The sequence below is a fragment of the Streptomyces sp. CLCI03 genome, assembly GCF_053615355.1.
In genome coordinates, this window is record NZ_CM132132.1 from 136,055 (window position 1) to 152,895 (window position 16,841).

The following is a 16,841-nucleotide window of genomic DNA, read 5'->3' on the forward strand; positions in this document are numbered from 1 at the left end:
GAGAAGAGTCGTGGCCATCGACGCCAGGAGCGAGCCACCCACCTCGCGGCGGTCCGGGACGGGGCGGCCGGTCCCCGAGGCCGATGCCGACTGTGTGGAGCGGTGGCGCGCCCACCAAGGCGAACTGGTCGACCTGTTGACGCGGGTACGGGAACGGCTCGGCGGGGTCGCCGCGTTCCGCATCGGGCCACGCCCCACCGTGCTGGTCACCGCGCCCGAGGCCGTGCAACACGTCCTCGCCCTGCACCCCGACCGGTACGTCAAGCGCTCCCACCGCGCCCGTCTGCTCATCGGTGACGGGGTGCTCGCCGCGACCGGCGACGCCTGGAAGGCCCAACGGAAGCTGCTGCAGTCGCAGTTCACCGGACGAGGGATGCGTCGCTACGAGGAGCGGATCATCGGGGCGGCCCGGACCACGGCCGCACGCTGGGCCGACCACGCGCGCACCGGGCGGACCTTCGACCTGGGTGAGGAGATGCGCCGCTTCGCCCTCGACACCATCTGGCGGGCGCTCACCGGGCACCCGCTCGACGACACCACGGCGCACGAACTGACCTCCGTGGCCACCGTGGTGGCCGCGCTGCCGAGTCTGCCCGCCGACCAGGTGGACGCCCGGGACGCCGTCGCCGAAGACCTGGCCCGGATCGACGAGGTCGCCCGACGGGCGGTGGGCGCGGCCCGGGACGGCTCCCCCGGCCCCGACGGGCCGGGGCTGCTCCAGGTGCTGGTCGACGCCTCGGCCGAGCGCCCCGAGTACACCGACCGGCTGGTGCGGGACGAGCTCGTCACCCTGCTGGTCGCCGGCCACGAGACCACCGCGACCACACTGACCTGGCTGTATCTGCTCCTCGACCGTCACCCGGCGGCCCGTGAGGAGGCGCTCGCGGCCGGTCGCGAGGGGTCACCGGAGCGGCGCGAAGCCATCCAGGCGCTGGTCGGCGAGACGCTCCGGCTCTACCCGTCCGCGTGGATCCTGCCCCGGCACGCCCCCGAGGCCGAGGTCCTGGCGGGCTACCACGTCGAGGCCGGCACGGATCTGCTCGTCTGCCCCTACCTCACCCATCGGGATCCCGAACTGTGGCCGGATCCGGAGCACTTCGACCCCCGACGCTTCACCGTTGCCGGCGGCCGCCCCACCCGGCCCGGCGCCTACCTGCCGTTCGGCATCGGCCCCCGTGCCTGCCTCGGCCAGCAGTTCGCCCTGCGGGAGTCGGTCGCCCTCCTCGAACTCCTGCTGCCCGCCCACGTCCCGTACTTCCGATCCGTGCCCACCCGGGCGGCGTACAGCATCACCGTGCGCCCCGACGGCCCGACGCCGGTCACCCTCACCCGCTGAGGGGTGGGCACCCCTCGTCCCCGGCGGCTCGCCCCTGGCGACGGCTACTCCAGCAGCTTTCGCCGGGGGCGGTAGCGTGCCCGCACCCCCTGAACGCACGGCCTGCGCGCCGAGCAGATCGATCGGAGGATCACCTGTGCCTCGAGAGGCGCCGTACCTCGAAGTGGCCGCCGCGCTGCGCGGCCGGATCCTCGCCGGAGAGTGGGAGGTCGGCGAGCGCCTGCCGTCCCGGGTGCGGCTCGCCGAGGCGTACGGGGTCGGCCGGAACGTGGTGCAGCGGGCCATGGACCGTTTGATCATCGACGGTCTCCTCGAGGGGCGCGCCGGATCGGGTACCTACGTCCGGGTGCCGCGCGAGCGTCTGCGGTTGGTCCGCTCACGGCATCGTGAGCGCCGGGAGGGGCCCTCCCTCCGTTCCGCCACGCGGGAGAAGGGCCGGGCCGATGCCTGGGATTCCGAGAGCCTGCTGCGGGTGCCCGCCCCGGAAGACGTCGCACGCCGGCTGGACATCGGCCCCGGAGACCTGTGCGTGCACACGCGCTACGAGTTCCTCGCCGACGGGCAGCCCGTCCAACTCTCCGCGTCCTGGGAGCCGATGGCGCTCACGGACGGAACGCCCGTCGTGCTGCCCGAGACGGGTCCCCTGGCGGGCCGAGGGGTGGTCGAGCGCATGCGCTCCATCGGTGTGGTCGTCTCGACCGTGGTCGAGGTGCCGCGCCCGGCCCGGGCCACGCCGGTGCAGGCGCACCTGCTGGGGATCGGTGTGGGGGACCTCGTGCTCACCATCGAACGCACCATCTACGACACGTGGGGACGCCCGGTGGAAACGGCCGACATGGTGATCCCCGACGCGCGCCGCGAGGTGGTCTACGCGTTCGGGGTCGACCGCCCGTAGTCGCCTGTCCGTAGCCGCCCGACCGTCGCGGCGCCCTCGCGACCCCGACCGTAGGACACTGCCATGCCCCGACCTTGCCTGCCCGGCCTGCTCCGTGATCCGGACTTCGGGCGCCTGTTCGCCGCCACCGCGCTCGGCCAACTCGGCGATCGCATCACGTTCCTGGCACTGCCGTTGGTCGCCGTCACGGCTCTGCGTGCCGATGCGTTCCAGGTCGGCCTGCTGGCGGCGACGACCTCGGTCGGTTCGCTCCTCGTCGGGCTGCCGGCGGGGGCGTGGGTGGACCGTGTGCGCAAGCGTTCGGTGATGATCGCCGCGGATCTCCTCCGGGCGGCGGCTCTCGCGACGGTACCGGTGCTCTGGTGGGCCGACCGTCTCACCGTCCTCGGGCTCTACGCGATCGCCCTGATCCATGGGGTGCTGACCGTCTTCTTCGACGTGGCGTACGTCGGCCTTCTCCCGCACCTGGTGGGACGCGGCCGTCTGGTGGAGGGCAACGCGAAGCTGTCGGCGGTCCGCTCCGCGACGAGCATCGGTGGGCCGGCGCTGGCAGGACCCCTCGTAGGTCTGGTCGGAGCGCCTGTGACGCTGCTGGCGAGTGCGGCCGGACTGGCCGCGTCGGGGTTGGTCGCGCTCGGCATCCGCACGCGCGAACGGAAACCGGAGTCCGGTGATCGCCCTCGACCGGGCCGGGAGATCGCGGAAGGTCTGACCTACACCCTGGGGCACCCCGCCCTGCGTGCCATCGCGCTCGGGGACGCCCTCTTCAACCTCTCGCTGGCCGTCTACCTGAGCATGCTGCCGGTGTTCCTGGAGCGAGAGGTGGGACTGCGGCCCTCCGGGATCGGTCTGATCCTGTCGGGGATGGGTGGTGGGGCCTTGGTGGGCGCGCTGCTGGCGAGGACGCTCTCGGAGCGGGTCGGGCTCGGTCCGGTCATCTGGCTCGCGTCGCTGGTCACCTGCCCGTCGACCGTCCTGATGCCGATGGCGCGACCGGGCTGGAGCGTGTACGTGGCCGCGATCGGGCTCGCGGCGCTCTCCCTGGGCGGGGTCGTCCGCTTCGTGGCTCAGTCGAGCGTGCAGCAGGCCGTCACACCGGATCGGCTATTGGGCCGGATGAGCGCGACGAGTCGGTTCGTGTCCTGGGGCGGAATTCCGCTCGGCGGGCTCCTGGGCGGAGCCTCGGGCTCGGTGTACGGACCGGCGGGAGCCTTGTGGATCGGGGCGGCCGGCATGACGCTGAGCGTGCTGCCCGGCTTCCTGTCGCCGCTGCGGGCCATGCGCACACCGCCCCCGCGACCGCTGACCTCACGGGCGGATCGTGCTCGAACAGGCGCGGCGGATCGCGGCCAGGGTGTGTGAGACGTCCTCGTCCGTCGTGGACCAGTTGCTCACCGAGATGCGCATGACGCGGCGGCCGTGCCAGGTGGAGCCGCTGATCCAGGCCTCCCCCTCGTCGAGGAGGCGGTCCAGCACCCGGTCGGTGCGTTCGTCGTCGCCGAACTCGGCGCAGACCTGGGTGAAGACCACGTCGTTCAGGACGGTGGCGCCGTCGATGGCGTCGATGCCGGTGGCGAAGGCGTGGGCGTGTCGGCACAGCCGGTCGACGAGGTCGGCCACGCCCGCGCGGCCGAGGGAGCGGAGGGCGGCCCATACGGTGAAGGCGCGCCCGCGGCGGGAGAGTTCGGGGACCTTGTCGATGGGGTCGCCGTGTTCGTGCTGGATCAGGTAGTCGCCTTGCAGGCCCATGGCCGACCGGAGTGCGGCGGGGTCGGCGACGAGGGCGAGGCCACAGTCGTAGGGGACGTTCAGGGTCTTGTGGGCGTCCGTGGCCCAGGAGTCCGCCGTGGCGCAGCCGTCGGTGAGGTGGGCGTAGGTCGGGGAGGCGGCCGCCCACAGGCCGAAGGCACCGTCCACGTGCACCCACGCGTCGGCCTCGCGGGCGGCGCGGATCGCCTCGGGGAAGGGGTCGAAGGCCCCGGAGTGGATGTCGCCGGCCTGCAGGATCACGAGCGTCGGAACGGAGCCGGAGCCGGCACCGGAACCGGGGCCGGGGGTCGCGAGGGTGTGGCGCAGGGCCTCGGCGTCGACGCGTCCTTGCGCGTCCGCCTCGACGAGTTCGGGCCGACCGAGCCCCAGGTAGCGCAGGGCAAGGTCGATGGCCATATGGCGGTCCTGGCCGGCGATGACGCGCACGGGCGGACCACCGACGAGTCCGTCGTGGGCCACGCTCCATCCGGCGCGCCGCAGCACCGTGTCGCGCCCGGCGGCGAGGCAGGTGAAGTTCGCCATGGTGGCGCCGGTGGTGAAGCCGACGGCGCTGTCGGGCGGGAGGCCGAGCAGGTCCAGCAGCCAGGCACCGGCGATCTCCTCCACCGCCGAGTACGCGGGCGTGACCGCCCGCATCACACAGTTCTGGTCCCAGGCACTGACGAGCCAGTCCGCCGCGAGCGCGGCCGGCTCGGTGCCGCCGACCACGAACCCGTAGAAGCGACCGCTGGGAAAGGCGGTGAGCCCCGGCTCGCAGGCCGTGGCCAGCAGGTCGACGACGTCGGCGGGCGTGCTCGGCGCGTCGGGCAGCTCGGCTCCGAGCGCGCGCACGATCTCGTCGACCGAGGCGCGGGCGGGAACCGGGCGATCGGACAGAGCGGCCAGCCAGCGGACGGCATGCCCGTGCGCCTGTCGGAGCGCCGCCTCGCGCGCGTCCATACCTCGGACTATGGGACAGACCCCGCCCGCCCGCAAGCGGTGGGCCGGCGGGCTGCGGGGCGCGGTTGTCGGTGGATGACGGTGTCAGTGGATGACGCTGAAGCTGCGCCAGGGCAGACTCACCGGTGCCGTGACGTTGGACAGGGTGGTGGCCACGTAGATCCCGTCGGCCTTGTCGGTCTTCCGGCAGTCCTCGGTCCGGTACAGGACGACGTCGACGAGGGTGTTGTTCTCGACGTGCGTGGCACCCTTCGGGATGCCGATCTTGTGGCAGCCGACGACCAGCGTGTTGGAGTAGCTCAACTCGACCGGCGAGTCGTGCCCGCGGAAGGTCAGCATGCCGACGGTGCTGCGGCCCAGGCCCGAGCAGGCGCTGGCCGTCAACAGCAGTGCTGCGACGCCCACGATGGTGCTGATACGTCGGCTGTGGGACATGGGCTCGGTCCTCGTCTGTGCGGTGGTGACGGTCCTTGTTCCACAGCCTGACCCGGTGGGGCGCGGCCGTCCTCCGTTGCTCGGCCGACCGGATGAACGCGCACGCGCCGGGACCGTCACCCCGCGCTCTGGTACCCCTAGAGGCTCAGGGCGTCCTCCGCGTTGTTCATCCAGGCGGTCACCGAGTTCTTGGTGGGCGAGACGTAGAAGCCGGGGGTGGACGCCTTCAGCGGTGTCTGCGCCAGGTCGGACTCGGTGTTCATGGTCAGCGCGATCGAGTTGACGGTCTTGCCCTTGCCGTCGTCGGCGCCGCCCATGAGCCCGGCGTAGGCCGACTGGCCCGGCTCCAGCCGCAGCGCGTCCTCGATGCCGGGGGCCGCGCCCCGCTCCGTGGCCTGGCCGTCCAGATCGCCGAAGGTGACGATCGGATGTCCGAGCGCCCGGCACGCCTTGGTGCCCTTGTTGGTGATCTTCAGTAGGTAGCTGCTGGTCGTGGGCTCGGCCAGGCTCGCGGTGAACGTCACGTCGTACGTGCTGCAGGGGAAGACGTCGTGGTCGGGGTCGGCCCCGCCCGACTTCGGCGGCTTCGTGGGGGTCTCGGTCTTCTTCGGCGCACCGGACTTCGACGGAGTCGCACTCGGGGCGGCGGTGGCGCTCCCGCTCGGGCTCGCGGTCGGGCTCGCGCTCGGTGTCCCGGGCCCGCCCGCCGCATCGTCCTCGGTGGGGCCACAGGCCGTCAGCGCGAGTGCGGATACGGCGGCGAGAGCGATGGCTGCCTTGCGTACGGTGCTCATGATGGTGGTCCCCCCTGGGGAAAGCGCGTGGAACGCGCCGGGCTGGGCCGGGCTGGCTGAGCACCAGCGTCCCGTAGAAGCTTCACAGCTTGGTGACGGTGCGTCGTCGGATCGACCACGGTTGCGAACGCGGCCTGATCGGCGAGGGACGACCGAGGCAGGCCCTAGCATCTGGGTCCATGGGGACATCGGAGGAGAACGGCCGAGCGGGCGCGTGGCGGGTCACGGTGCGGGCGCACGGGCGCACGGCCGGTCTGCCACCGGACGGCGCGGCCCGTCCCACGGGCCGGCCGCTCGCCCGGCGGCAGGACCTGCGCGTCCACGGCACCCCCGGGAAGATCAGCTGCGTGGACGACCTCGGCCGTACCCGCTGGACCGCGCTCTGTTCCGGGGTTCCCAACGCCGCCCACATCTCCGGTGGACGGGTCCTCGTCACCACGGACTCGCTCGCGTACACGCCCTGGGGAAACCTCGGCCCGGCCCTGCTCCTCGACCTGGCGGACGGCAGCCGGATCGCCGAACTGCGCGGCGCGCGCGGTGCGGCGTTGGGTGGCGGCCGGTTCGTCCTGGGTCTGGAGGGCTACGACGTCTTCGACACCTGGGCCTACGACCGCGACGGCACCCTGTACGACTCCTGGCGCAGCTACGGCCACTACGTGGTCGGGACCGGCATCCGCGTCGTGGAGACCGACCGGAACATCCCCACCGGCAGCCGGGTGGTCCGGCTGCTGCCCGGTGGCACCGTCGAACGCGGACCGGCTCTGACCGACCCGCAGGCCCCGGAGCCGCTCGTCCTCGCGGACGGCACCATCCTGGTGCTCGACGCCGGGGTGCTGCGCGCCGTCGGGCGCCGGCTGGAGGACGAGGTCCTCGCCGAGCTGCTGCCCGTCGACCCCGAGGACGCCTGGCGTCACCACGGCGCGCTCCACCGCTCCGGTGACGAGATCACCGTGACCATCACCGAACGACACCCCGACCGGCCCGGCGAACACACCTACCGGACCTGGACGGTGACCCTCCGGCCGGGCGGATGAACTCGCGCGGGTCGGGTGCCGGCGGGTCCGGCGGCCCTTGGGCCGGCCGGGAGGCCGTCAGTTCGCCACGACGGTCAGGACGGCCGAGACGACGGTGACCGCGGACGCGGCCACCATCCAGTTCCGTGCCCGCCCCGACAGGACCGCGATCCTGTCGGCGTCCGCGTCGGCGTCGTCCTCCTCGGATTCCTCTTCCGGCTCCCGCCGGCGCGGACACGACCCACAGGCCGGATCGTGGACCAGTGTGTCGAGCCAGACGACACCGTCGAGCGGCGCCCGAGCGAACAGCATCCCGTCAGATTCCATAACCGGACAACGCCATGATCCGCATCAGGCCACTGCCGGAGACCGGACCGAGGCCCAACCGTTGCCGACCAGCCGATCGGACAATGCGGTGAGCGCACCGGAGGGCCCGGTGCGCGCCCGGATCACCGGCCGCGGCGGTTGTCGTAGATGGTGAGGCAGAGTTCCTTCATCGCGCTCTCCGCCCGCTTGGGGTCCGCGCCGTGGTCGATGGCTTCGAGGGCGGCTGCCGCCGAGCTCTGGACCGGGTACGGCAGGCCCTCGTAGGCGGAGATGCGGTACGCCATGGTGCGGCGGGCCTTGCGCTCGGCCTCGCTCACCCCGTCGGGGGTGAGCGGGAAGACGGCCGCCTGGTAGGTCGCGATGCAGACGAGCGCGGCGTCGGCGAGGCCTTCGGCGTAGCCGTCGGCCGGGGCGTCCTCGCTGTCGGGCTGGAACAGCGCGAGGACCTGCCGGCGGGAGAAGTACGATCCGAGCCCTGCGCCGAGGCCTGCCACGGCCGCGAAGACCACGGCCATCAGCCGGCCGGACAGGAGCAGGCCGAGGCAGGCTCCGGCGACCGTGCCGCAGGTCACCAGGACGAAGGTGATCATCAGGTGGATGCGCGAGCCGAGCGGGGACTTCATGGCAGCAGTATGCCCAAGGCCGTCGGCGCGCAAGGAACCGGAAGGAAACCGGCAGGAACCCGGCGGGCCACCCCGCGCCCGGTGGGTCAGGCGCGGCGGTCGGCGGCGTCGAAGCGGGCCAGGGCCAGGGCTCCGCCGTGCAGGCACTCCTCCAGTGCGCGGAATGTCGCCCGGTCCAGGCCGCCCAGTGCCTGCGCCACCTCCTCGGTGGCGTCGCGGGCGATCTCGCCGGCCAGCTCGCCCGGCGGGGTACGGGGTCCCAGCTTGCTCACGGCCGATGCGGCCCGGGCCGGGGTGAGCAGGCCGGTGCCGTGGGCGAGCAGCCAGCCGGGGACTCCCGCGGCGCCTTCGGCCGGCGCCTGGTAGGGGCGCGAGCCGTCGAACCGCTCGTCCTCGGCGAAGGCGGGCTGCTTGAACTTGGCCATGGGCCGCCCTGGTTCACGGGATCCGTCGGCGGGTTTGACGACGAGCCCCTCGGCGAGGTTGTCGGGCAGCGCGGGCAGGCCCAGCAGTCCGGGCAGCCGGGTGGGGAAGATCGTCGGCAGCTCCTGGAGGCGGGCGAGCGGGCCTTCGGCGAGCAGCGGGACGCAGAGCAGCCCGGCCTCGGCGGCCGCCGCGCGCAGCGTCCGGTCCCCGACCCAGCGCGGGCCGTCGTCGTGGGTGACGGTGGCGTCGAAGGGGAGCCAGAGGAGTTCGGGCGCGTACCAGACGCCGGTCTGTACGGGATCGACTCCGGGCGTGGCGGGTACGTCGGGGTGGGGGTAGCGGCCGCCGGCGAGTTCTCCGTAGACGGTGACGACCACGGAGGCAGGCGCTCCGGTGTCCTCGCGCAGGCTCTGCGCACAGCGGGTCGCGGCCACCGCCAGCGCGGGCCAGATCCTGCCGACGCCGAAGAAGTCGTCCAGCCCGCCGTCCGCGAGCAGTTCGCGGCGCTTGGCGGGGTGCGCGCCCGACGCGTCGCACACGACGGCGAAGTTGGCGCCGTGGATCTTCTCGTGGGCGACCCAGTTCCGCCCGCGTGCCTCGCCCAGCCGGGCGTTCGAGGGGATCTTCGGGTACGGGGTCCAGGGGCGGGGTTCGGGGTGCACCGGTTGATCGTAGCGAGCGCGTCCGTGAAGATCCCTTCTGTTTCCCGCCGGCCAGACACCCCCGTAGGGTGACCGGGAAAGATCCACATCCTGATGCGGGGGTATCCAGGCATGTTCGCCGTGATCTACCGGTGGCGGCTCCGTCCGGGCATGGAGCGGCAGTTCACCGAGGGCTGGCACCGGGTGACGGCGGCCGTCCACGCGCGGTGCGGCAGTTACGGGTCCCGGCTGCACCGGGCGGACGACGGTAGCTGGGTGGCGTACGCCCGCTGGCCCGACGAGGAGTCACGGGAACGCTGTGCGGCGCCCGACCCTGTGGGGGTCGCGATGATGGTGGAGGCGATCGCGGAGCGTCTGCCGGAGATCCGGATGGAGATCGTGGACGACATGCTGGCGGAACCGGACCAGGTCGCGGGCACGACGCCCGGACCGTGAGCGGGCCGGCCGTGAATCCTTTGATCACCGGGAGTCGGCACCTAGCATCCGCACCATGTCTACCAATGAAGAGATCATCGAACGCGCCCTGCACCGGATCGACGCGGGTTACGTCTTCCCGGACAAGGCCCAGGTCATCGCGGCCGGGATCCGGAGCCGGCTCGCGGCCGGTGCCTACGAGGGCCTCGACGGGCCGGCGCTCTGCGAGGCGGTGACGGCTCACCTCCAGGAGGTGTGTCCGGACAAGCACCTGCGTCTGCTGTGGACGGACGAGCCGCAGTCGCTGGACCCGGTGGACGAGGACGGCGGGCAGGCCGCCTTCTCGGCGCTGCTCCGGACCGAGAACCAGGGGATCCGGCGCGTCGAGCAGCTGGAAGGGAACATCGGGTACATAGAGATCCGGCTGATCGCGGGCGCCGTCGAGGGCGCGAGCGCGATCGGCGCGGCGATGCAGCTGGTCGCGCACAGCTCCGCGCTCGTACTGGACCTGCGGGGCTGCCGCGGCGGTATGCCGGAAGGGGCCGCGATGTGGTGCAGCTACTTCTTCGCCGACGACCAGGTGCACCTGAACGACATCTACGACCGGTCCTCGGACAGCACCCGGCAGTACTGGACGATCGCGCACCTGCCCGCTCCCCGCTACCTGGACCGGCCGGTCCACATCCTCACCAGCGGGGACACCTTCTCCGGGGGCGAGGACGTGGCGTACACCCTGCAGGCGCGGGGGCGGGCCGTGGTGGTGGGTGAGACGACGCGCGGCGGCGCCCATCCGACGGCCCGGCACGCGGTCGACGAGCACATGCTCGTGACGGTGCCGACGGCCCGGTCGATCAACACCGTCACGGGCGGCAACTGGGAGGGCGTGGGAGTCGTTCCCGACATCGCCGTACCGGCGCAGCAGGCGCTGGAGACCGCGCTCAAGGCCGTCCAGCCGGGCGTCTGACCCCCGCACCTCCTCGGACGGGGTTCAGATGGGGTCCACGTCCAGGAAGGCAGCGAGGGCGGCCTCCGTGGCACCGGCGGCGCCCGGCAGGGCCAGTTCAGCCCAGATGACCTTGCCCTCGGGCGTGTAGCGGGTGCCCCAGTGCTCGCTGAGCTGCGCGACCAGGAACAGGCCGCGTCCGCCCTCGTCCGTCGTGGCGGCGTAGCGCAGGTGGGGGGCGGTGCTGCTGCCGTCCCACACCTCGCAGGTCAGGTTGTGGTCGTGGAGCAGGCGCACCCGTACGGGTCCGCTGCCGTGCCGCAGGGCGTTGGTGATCAGTTCGCTGAGGATCAGTTCCGCGGCGAAGCCGAGGTCGGCCAGGCCCCACTCGTCGAGTTTCTTGGCCGCGGCGTTGCGCGTGGCTCCGACGGCGCTCGGCTGGAACGGTACGTCCCACTGGGCCACCCGGTCCGGCCCGAGGGTCCGGGTCCGTGCGATGAGCAGGGCCACGTCGTCGGTGGGCCGGGGCGGCAGGAGCATGTCGAGCACGGCCCGGCAGCTCTCGTGCGGGTCCCGGTCGGGGTGGCTGAGCGCCGCCCGCAGCAGTTCCAGCCCTTCGCTGATGTCCCGGGTCCGCTCCTCGATCAGCCCGTCCGTGTAGAGCACGAGCTGGCTGCCTTCCGCGAGGTCCAGCTCCGCGGTCTCGAAGGGCATGCCGCCCAGCCCCAGCGGGGGTCCGGCCGGCAGTTCCACGATCTCCGTCGTGCCGTCGGGGGCGACCACCAGGGGTGGCAGGTGGCCGGCGCGTGCCATGGTGCAGCGCTGGGACACCGGGTCGTAGACGGCGTACAGGCAGGTGGCGCCCAGCACGCCGCCGTTCGCGTCGTCGCCCTCCCCGTCGTGGTCGATGCGTTGTACGAGGTCGTCCAGGCGGGCCAGGATCTCGTCGGGCGGCAGGTCGAGGGAGGAGAAGTTGTGCACGGCCGTACGCAGGCGCCCCATGGTGGCGGCGGCGTGCAGGCCGTGGCCGACGACGTCTCCGACGACCAGTGCGACGCGGCAGCCGGCCAGCGGGATCACGTCGAACCAGTCCCCGCCGACCCCGGACTGCGCGGGCAGGTAGAAGTGCGCCACGTCCATGGCGCTCTGCTCGGGCAGGGCGCGTGGCAGCAGGCTGCGCTGGAGGGTCACGGCGAGGGCGTGTTCCCGGGTGTAGCGGCGGGCGTTGTCCATGCTGACGGCCGCACGGGCGACGAGTTCCTCGGCCAGGGACAGCTCGTCCTCGTCGAAGGGTTCCTGTTTCTGCGAGCGCCAGAAGTTGACCACGCCGAGGACGACGCCCCGGGCCATGAGCGGGGCCGCGATGAGCGAGTGGATGCCGTAGTCCACGATGGCCTGCGCGCGCGGCGGGTCCTGGGCCTGCCAACCCGGCGCGTCGGCCAGGTGGGGCACCAGCTCGGCCCGGCCGGTGCCGTAGCCGCGCGCCTGAGGGGTGGACGGCAGGAAGTCGATCAGCCGGCCGACGGGGTAGAGGGGATGGTCGGAGCGGATGCCGCTGACCGCGGTGCGCCGCATGTCGGAGCCTGCCCGGGGCTCTTCGCCGTCGATGACCTGGTCCGCCAGGTCGACGGTGACGAAGTCCGCGAAACGGGGGACGGCCACGGCGGCGAGTTCCTCGGCGGTCCGCACCACGTCGAGGCTGGTGCCGATGTCGCCGCCCGCGTCGTAGAGCAGCTTGAGGCGCCTGCGGGCCGTTTCCGCCCGGGTGGTCAGGACCTGCATCTCGGTGGAGTCGCGAATGGTGACGGCGGCGCCTTCCGGCCGGCCGCGGGGGTGGGTGGGCCGCTGGTTGACGACGAGCAGCCGGTCGCCGCTCTCCAGGACCTCGTCGGTGGCCTCGCGGCCGGAGAGCAACAGGTCCGCCATCCGGCGGTCCAGGCCCGGTACGTCGGCGATCTCGCGTCCGTCGGCGTCCTCGGGCAGCCCGAGCAGGCGCTTGGCCTCGTCGTTGGCCAGCAGGAGCCGGCCTTCGCCGTCGGTGATCAGCACCCCTTCGCGGACGGCGTGGAGCACCGCGTCGTGGTGCTCGTACATGCGGGTCATCTCCTGGGTGCCGAGCCCGTGGGTCTGGCGGCGCAGGCGTCTGCTGATGAGCGCGGTACCCACGGTGGCGAGGGCCAGGCCGGTGGCGATGGCCAGGAGGATGACGGGGAGCTGGCGGTCCACGACGCCGGTGACGTTCTTGACGGTGAGCCCCGCCGAGACCAGGGCGACGACCTTGCCGTCGGACGCGGTGACGGGCACCACCGCCTGGATCTCCTTGCCGAGCGGCCCGTCGACGCTCTCGGTGTGGACCTGGCCCTTGAGCGAGGGCTCGATGGTGCCGACGAAGCGTTTCCCGATGCGGTCCGGCTGGGGGTGGCTGTACCGGATGCCGTTGGTGTCCATCACCACGATGAAGTCCACGCCGGCGGCCTTGCGCGTGGTCTCGGCGAGGGGTTGGAGCGTCGCGGACGGGTCGGACGTCTTCAGGGTGTCCTGGAGGCCCAGGGAGTGGGCGAAGGTCTGGGCGACGGACACCGAGCGGTTGCGTGCCTCACGTTCGGTGTCGTGCCGCGACTGCAGGACCAGGGCCAGCAGGGCCCCGGCCGCGAGCAACACCACGATCGCCACCTGGAGGATGAATACCTGTCCGGCGACGCTCTTCTTCCGGCTGCCTAGAGGTGACCGCACCGACGTGCCCGGCACGGGTGGCGAGGAATGGTCACGAACCCAGTTGTAGCACTTCCGGGCGCCGGCGGCCCCCGGCATGCACGGTATGCGCCCGGAATGTCACGCCTGGTCCCCCGATGGTGTCAGTCGGCGTGGCGCTGGGCCGCGGTCCGGACACCGTCGGCGGCCGCGCCGGACGGGGTCTGCGAGGGCTGCGGGGTGGCGCCGGGGGTGGCTCCCGGAGAGGCCGGCTGCGCGCCTTCCGCGGTGCCTTCGGGGGTGCAGGTGACCTCGTCGCGCGGCGTGTAGTGGGTCTTGAAGTCCTCGTGCTTGACTTCCCTGCCGCCCTGCACGAAGGTCCGGCCGACCGTGACGTCGAAGCCCTCCAGCGGGGTCTGGACCTCGCAGGTCTCCCCACTGCCGGTCCGCTTCCCGGGCGGCGTGATGTTGGTGCGAGGCCCCTTCGTCGCCCGTATCTCGTCGTACTTCTTCGTCCCGAGGAGGGAGATCGTCAGCGAGGTGTCGGTGGACGTGGCCCGGATGTAGAGCGGGTGGCCGGTGTCGTTGAGCCAGCGCAGGTCGAGGGTGCCCCAGGCGACGGTGGCCTCGCGGCCCTCGGGGTAGCGCTCGATGTAGAAGGAGTGCGCGCCGTGCTCGACGGGCTTGACGCCCGCGAAGAAGGCGGCGTTGTACATGGTGGTGGCGACCGCCGAGACACCGCCGCCGGGCGATTTCACGTACTGACCGTCGTTGATCATGATGCCGTCGACGAAGCCGTTCTCGGGGGTGCGCTCGCCGACCGTGCGGTTGAAGCTCCACTCCTGGCCCGGCATGACGACGGAGCCGTTGATGAGCTCGACGGCGCGGCCGATGTTGGTGGTGCGGTACGGGGCGGCCGGGAATTCCACGGTGAAGGAGGAGACCTTCTCCTTGATGCCGAGCCGCCGCGCCTCGTCGGCGGTGAGGTCCGGCTGCACCGCGACGGTGGCGACCTCGCCGCTACGGGCGGCGCCCGAGCGGGTGAGCAGCGGCAGCACGGCCCGGCCGAGCGCCTCCTGGGTGACCTGGCGTCCCGTACGGCCCTGGTCGGCGATCACCACGCGGCCGTCCGCGGTGAGGCCGGGAGCGGCGTTCCGGGGCGGGTGGGTGACCGCGTCGATCGTGGGTGCCACGGCGGGGTCCGCGAGCAGCCCCTTGGCGTCCAGGTCGGGCACGAGGCGGCCCTGTCCGTCGGCCCGCATCTTCAGGTGCTCGCCGAGGACGGCGGGGGGTATGGACATCCGCTCGCCGGCGACGGTGAGCGTGACGGGCGCGGACATCGCGGGCTCGGCGAACTGCCGCATGGCCCGTCCGGTCTCCTCGGCGCCGACGCGCGGCTGCGTGCGTGTGACCGGCAGGACGACGGGGCCCTTGTCCGGGCTCAGGTAGGTGTCGCGGAGGGTGCCGATGGCCTGGTCCTGGACGAGGGAGACGCCGGGGAGCGGGGCGACGGACTTCGCCGTGCCGTGCTCGAAGGCGATCACGCCGTCGCGGACCCGCTGCTCGGTGGTCCTGCCGAGGCGGTCCACGGCGGCGCGGGCGGTCTGCTCGTTCATGGTGATCACGGGCGCCACGTCGTGGGTGCCCGAGGCGAAGAGGCTGCCGACCACGGCGACCGGATTCGATCCGGCCCGTACGGCGCGGTCGACGGTGGCCTCGGTGTCGAGGGAGAGTCCCAGAGCGGCGGGATCGGCCTTCTCCACCCGGTCGCCGATCTTCATCGTGATCGGGGCCGCGGCGGCGGGTCCCAGCTCGCGGGTGAGTGTCCGGCGCGCCTCTGCCCGGCTCATGCCGCCGAGGTCCACGCCGAGGACCCGTGTGCCCTGGTCGATGTCGCCTCCGACCGCGAGGGCGGTTCCGTAGAGGCCGCCCAGCCCGAGTACGACGGCTCCCGCCACCGTCACCGGCAGAGCGATCCGTCGGTTGACAGTCCAGCTGCGCACGCGTCCCATATCTCTCCCGTGGCGCCCACCGGTTCCTCAGGTGGCGCGGGCCGCAAGGCAGCCATATACGACAATTACGGGAAATAATGATCCCTGCTGGATGAGCCATTTGGGGACGAATGTAATCGTTGTCACGATTCTGCCGTGCCGTCGGTGCCGTCCGGGCCGGCGACGACGAAGACATCGGACAGCGGTGCCGTGTCGGCTCCCGCGCTGATCAGCAGGTCGTAGGTGCCCGCGGGCAGCACGCCGATCTCCACCTGCCGCCGGCTCCGTGCGACCGTGAGGTCGCGGGCGACCACCGGCCGACCGGTGGTCCGGGCGGTCACCGACAGTCGCGCCGGTACCTCGGGCAGTTCCTCCTCGCTGAGCGCGCTGACGGCGCCGACCTCGCAGACGACCGGTTCGTCGGCGAGGTAGAGATCGTCACCGAGGTAGCTGAACCACGAGGTCACTGCGGCGCGCAGATCGTCGATGCGTACGTCGTGCAGGGACCGGAGGATGCCGCCGAGGTGGTCGAGCATCGCGTCCTGGTTCTGCAGGCTCCCGTGCTTCTGCGGGACGAAGGTCCGGGCGTCCTCGGTGCCGGAGAGGGCGGCGGACAGCTTGGGCACGGTGCCGTCGCCCCCCTCGTCCGCGTCCCCGCGGAGCATCAGGGTCTCGACCTTGTGATCGGTGAGCCGCGCCGACTGCCGGGTGGGCTGGTCCATGCCGACGATGGGGTGGTAGACCACCTGGTTGGACTCCCAGGCGGATTCCTGCCGGTTGGAGGTGGCCGCCTTCTCCATCTCGCAGAAGAAGTCGGTGAGGTGGTCGCTCCACCGCGGTTGCCAGTCGGGCAGCCCGGCCTTGGCCGGGGTGGCCGACTCGCCCTCCGGCCCGAACACGCACTTGTAGACGGGTACGAGCTGATGCAGGCCGGTGAAGGAACGCAGCAGGCGCGTGAGGTCCTTCTCGAAGGGGCCGAGCCGCTTGTGGAAGCCGTTGCACAGGAACTCGACGGCGTTGAGCGATCCGTAGAACGGGGTCCCGAAGGTCACGATGGCCCGGGTGTCCTTCCAGCCGCCCAGCACCTCGACGAAGTAGCGGGAGACGAGCCCGCCCATCGAGTGCCCGATCAGGACGAGCTGGGCCGCCGGGTTGCCGCTCGTCCCGCGCCAGTCCCGCAGCCAGGTGGCGCTCTGCTCGGCGAGCCTGCGGGCGGCGACCCGGTTGTCGCGGCGCCAGTCGTAGGGGAACGGGAAGTAGTTCCGGCCCTTCTGCAGGTCGAACCGGGCCAGCAGGAACTTCTCGATCGCCGTGTAACCGTCGATCTTCCACAGGCCGGGCAGGGTGTGCAGATCAGGCACGAGGCGATCGGCGGCGACGCCGTCGCCGAGATCGTCCACGAGCCAGTCGTCCTGCCCGAGTTCGAGGGATTCCAGCGAGCCGCCCAGACTCGACAGCGCGCCGAGGACCGCCGAGGCGGAGGGCGCCCACACGTCCTTGCCGTTCCTGGTCAGCACGCTGCCACCGATTCCGGGAAGCAGTACGACGACATCGGCCATCGGGATCTTGGCCATGAGCGAAC

At 72.3% G+C, this 16,841-nt stretch carries 15 protein-coding genes; 6 read left to right on the plus strand and 9 right to left on the minus strand.

The features are described from left to right. Positions 1–16: 16 nt before the first annotated feature. The 3 genes from ACWG52_RS00670 (at position 17) to ACWG52_RS00680 (ending at position 3,593) form a co-directional block, all read left to right on the plus strand. Positions 17–1,336, plus strand: coding sequence for a cytochrome P450 (locus tag ACWG52_RS00670; protein WP_389803341.1), 1,320 nt, complete (start codon positions 17–19; stop codon positions 1,334–1,336). A 136-nt stretch (positions 1,337–1,472) separates the two neighbouring features. Continuing rightward, complete coding sequence (locus ACWG52_RS00675) at positions 1,473–2,231, plus strand: GntR family transcriptional regulator (RefSeq protein WP_390166028.1); 759 nt, start codon at positions 1,473–1,475, stop codon at positions 2,229–2,231. 63 nt (positions 2,232–2,294) lie between these two features. Beyond that, a complete protein-coding gene (locus ACWG52_RS00680) occupies positions 2,295–3,593 on the plus strand; it encodes an MFS transporter (protein WP_389802946.1) in 1,299 nt (432 codons plus the stop codon). On the opposite strand, the gene ACWG52_RS00685 is transcribed toward ACWG52_RS00680, so the two are convergent. From ACWG52_RS00685 to ACWG52_RS00695, 3 genes are all read right to left on the minus strand, one after another. Then, the gene (locus ACWG52_RS00685; RefSeq protein WP_389802943.1) at positions 3,540–4,940 is read right to left on the minus strand and encodes a pyridoxal phosphate-dependent decarboxylase family protein; all 1,401 of its coding nucleotides are present in this window, start codon (positions 4,938–4,940) and stop codon (positions 3,540–3,542) included. The genes ACWG52_RS00680 and ACWG52_RS00685 overlap by 54 nt on opposite strands. A gap of 84 nt (positions 4,941–5,024) precedes the next feature. Continuing rightward, positions 5,025–5,375 carry a hypothetical protein gene (locus ACWG52_RS00690; RefSeq protein ID WP_389802940.1) on the minus strand — a complete coding sequence of 117 codons (351 nt, stop codon included), beginning with the start codon at positions 5,373–5,375 and terminating at the stop codon, positions 5,025–5,027. A 137-nt stretch (positions 5,376–5,512) separates the two neighbouring features. Then, a complete protein-coding gene (locus tag ACWG52_RS00695; RefSeq protein ID WP_390166024.1) occupies positions 5,513–6,169 on the minus strand; it encodes a DUF4232 domain-containing protein in 657 nt (218 codons plus the stop codon). 179 nt (positions 6,170–6,348) lie between these two features. Here ACWG52_RS00695 and ACWG52_RS00700 point away from each other — a divergent pair, with 179 nt between their 5' ends. Continuing rightward, positions 6,349–7,203 carry a hypothetical protein gene (locus tag ACWG52_RS00700; RefSeq protein ID WP_389802934.1) on the plus strand — a complete coding sequence of 285 codons (855 nt, stop codon included), beginning with the start codon at positions 6,349–6,351 and terminating at the stop codon, positions 7,201–7,203. Positions 7,204–7,260: 57 nt separating this feature from the next. Here ACWG52_RS00700 and ACWG52_RS00705 read toward each other — a convergent pair whose 3' ends face one another. The 3 genes from ACWG52_RS00705 to ACWG52_RS00715 all read right to left on the minus strand — a co-directional run bounded on the left by ACWG52_RS00705 (position 7,261) and on the right by ACWG52_RS00715 (position 9,220). Continuing rightward, positions 7,261–7,494, minus strand: a complete 234-nt coding sequence (locus ACWG52_RS00705) for a hypothetical protein (protein WP_389802931.1) — start codon at positions 7,492–7,494, stop codon at positions 7,261–7,263. A 137-nt stretch (positions 7,495–7,631) separates the two neighbouring features. Then, complete coding sequence (locus ACWG52_RS00710) at positions 7,632–8,132, minus strand: hypothetical protein (RefSeq protein ID WP_389802929.1); 501 nt, start codon at positions 8,130–8,132, stop codon at positions 7,632–7,634. An 86-nt stretch (positions 8,133–8,218) separates the two neighbouring features. Beyond that, the gene (locus ACWG52_RS00715) at positions 8,219–9,220 is read right to left on the minus strand and encodes an RNA ligase family protein (RefSeq protein WP_453127450.1); all 1,002 of its coding nucleotides are present in this window, start codon (positions 9,218–9,220) and stop codon (positions 8,219–8,221) included. A 93-nt stretch (positions 9,221–9,313) separates the two neighbouring features. On the opposite strand from ACWG52_RS00715, the gene ACWG52_RS00720 reads away from it, so the two are divergent. Beyond that, positions 9,314–9,655 carry an antibiotic biosynthesis monooxygenase family protein gene (locus tag ACWG52_RS00720; protein WP_453127452.1) on the plus strand — a complete coding sequence of 114 codons (342 nt, stop codon included), beginning with the start codon at positions 9,314–9,316 and terminating at the stop codon, positions 9,653–9,655. Positions 9,656–9,710: 55 nt separating this feature from the next. Then, positions 9,711–10,598: a S41 family peptidase gene (locus ACWG52_RS00725; protein WP_389802922.1), complete on the plus strand. Its 888-nt coding sequence runs from the start codon at positions 9,711–9,713 to the stop codon at positions 10,596–10,598. 24 nt (positions 10,599–10,622) lie between these two features. Here the strand turns inward: ACWG52_RS00725 and ACWG52_RS00730 are convergent, their stop codons facing one another. The 3 genes from ACWG52_RS00730 to ACWG52_RS00740 form a co-directional block, all read right to left on the minus strand. Next, positions 10,623–13,250, minus strand: coding sequence for a SpoIIE family protein phosphatase (locus ACWG52_RS00730; protein ID WP_389802919.1), 2,628 nt, complete (start codon positions 13,248–13,250; stop codon positions 10,623–10,625). A gap of 182 nt (positions 13,251–13,432) precedes the next feature. Further along, entirely contained in the window at positions 13,433–15,280 is a 1,848-nt protein-coding gene (locus tag ACWG52_RS00735) for a VanW family protein (RefSeq protein ID WP_453127454.1), read from the minus strand. Between the two features lie 122 nt (positions 15,281–15,402). Then, positions 15,403–16,833: a lipase/acyltransferase domain-containing protein gene (locus ACWG52_RS00740; protein ID WP_390139078.1), complete on the minus strand. Its 1,431-nt coding sequence runs from the start codon at positions 16,831–16,833 to the stop codon at positions 15,403–15,405. Positions 16,834–16,841 lie beyond the last annotated feature (8 nt).

Coding starts and splice junctions, on each gene's coding strand:
- ACWG52_RS00690 (WP_389802940.1), bottom strand. CDS start 5,375: ATGTCCCACAGCCGACGTATCAGCACCATCGTGGGCGTCGCAGCACTG.
- ACWG52_RS00700 (WP_389802934.1), top strand. CDS start 6,349: ATGGGGACATCGGAGGAGAACGGCCGAGCGGGCGCGTGGCGGGTCACG.
- ACWG52_RS00725 (WP_389802922.1), top strand. CDS start 9,711: ATGTCTACCAATGAAGAGATCATCGAACGCGCCCTGCACCGGATCGAC.
- ACWG52_RS00710 (WP_389802929.1), bottom strand. CDS start 8,132: ATGAAGTCCCCGCTCGGCTCGCGCATCCACCTGATGATCACCTTCGTC.
- ACWG52_RS00685 (WP_389802943.1), bottom strand. CDS start 4,940: ATGGACGCGCGCGAGGCGGCGCTCCGACAGGCGCACGGGCATGCCGTC.
- ACWG52_RS00735 (WP_453127454.1), bottom strand. CDS start 15,280: ATGGGACGCGTGCGCAGCTGGACTGTCAACCGACGGATCGCTCTGCCG.
- ACWG52_RS00740 (WP_390139078.1), bottom strand. CDS start 16,833: ATGGCCAAGATCCCGATGGCCGATGTCGTCGTACTGCTTCCCGGAATC.
- ACWG52_RS00720 (WP_453127452.1), top strand. CDS start 9,314: ATGCGGGGGTATCCAGGCATGTTCGCCGTGATCTACCGGTGGCGGCTC.
- ACWG52_RS00680 (WP_389802946.1), top strand. CDS start 2,295: ATGCCCCGACCTTGCCTGCCCGGCCTGCTCCGTGATCCGGACTTCGGG.
- ACWG52_RS00695 (WP_390166024.1), bottom strand. CDS start 6,169: ATGAGCACCGTACGCAAGGCAGCCATCGCTCTCGCCGCCGTATCCGCA.
- ACWG52_RS00705 (WP_389802931.1), bottom strand. CDS start 7,494: ATGCTGTTCGCTCGGGCGCCGCTCGACGGTGTCGTCTGGCTCGACACA.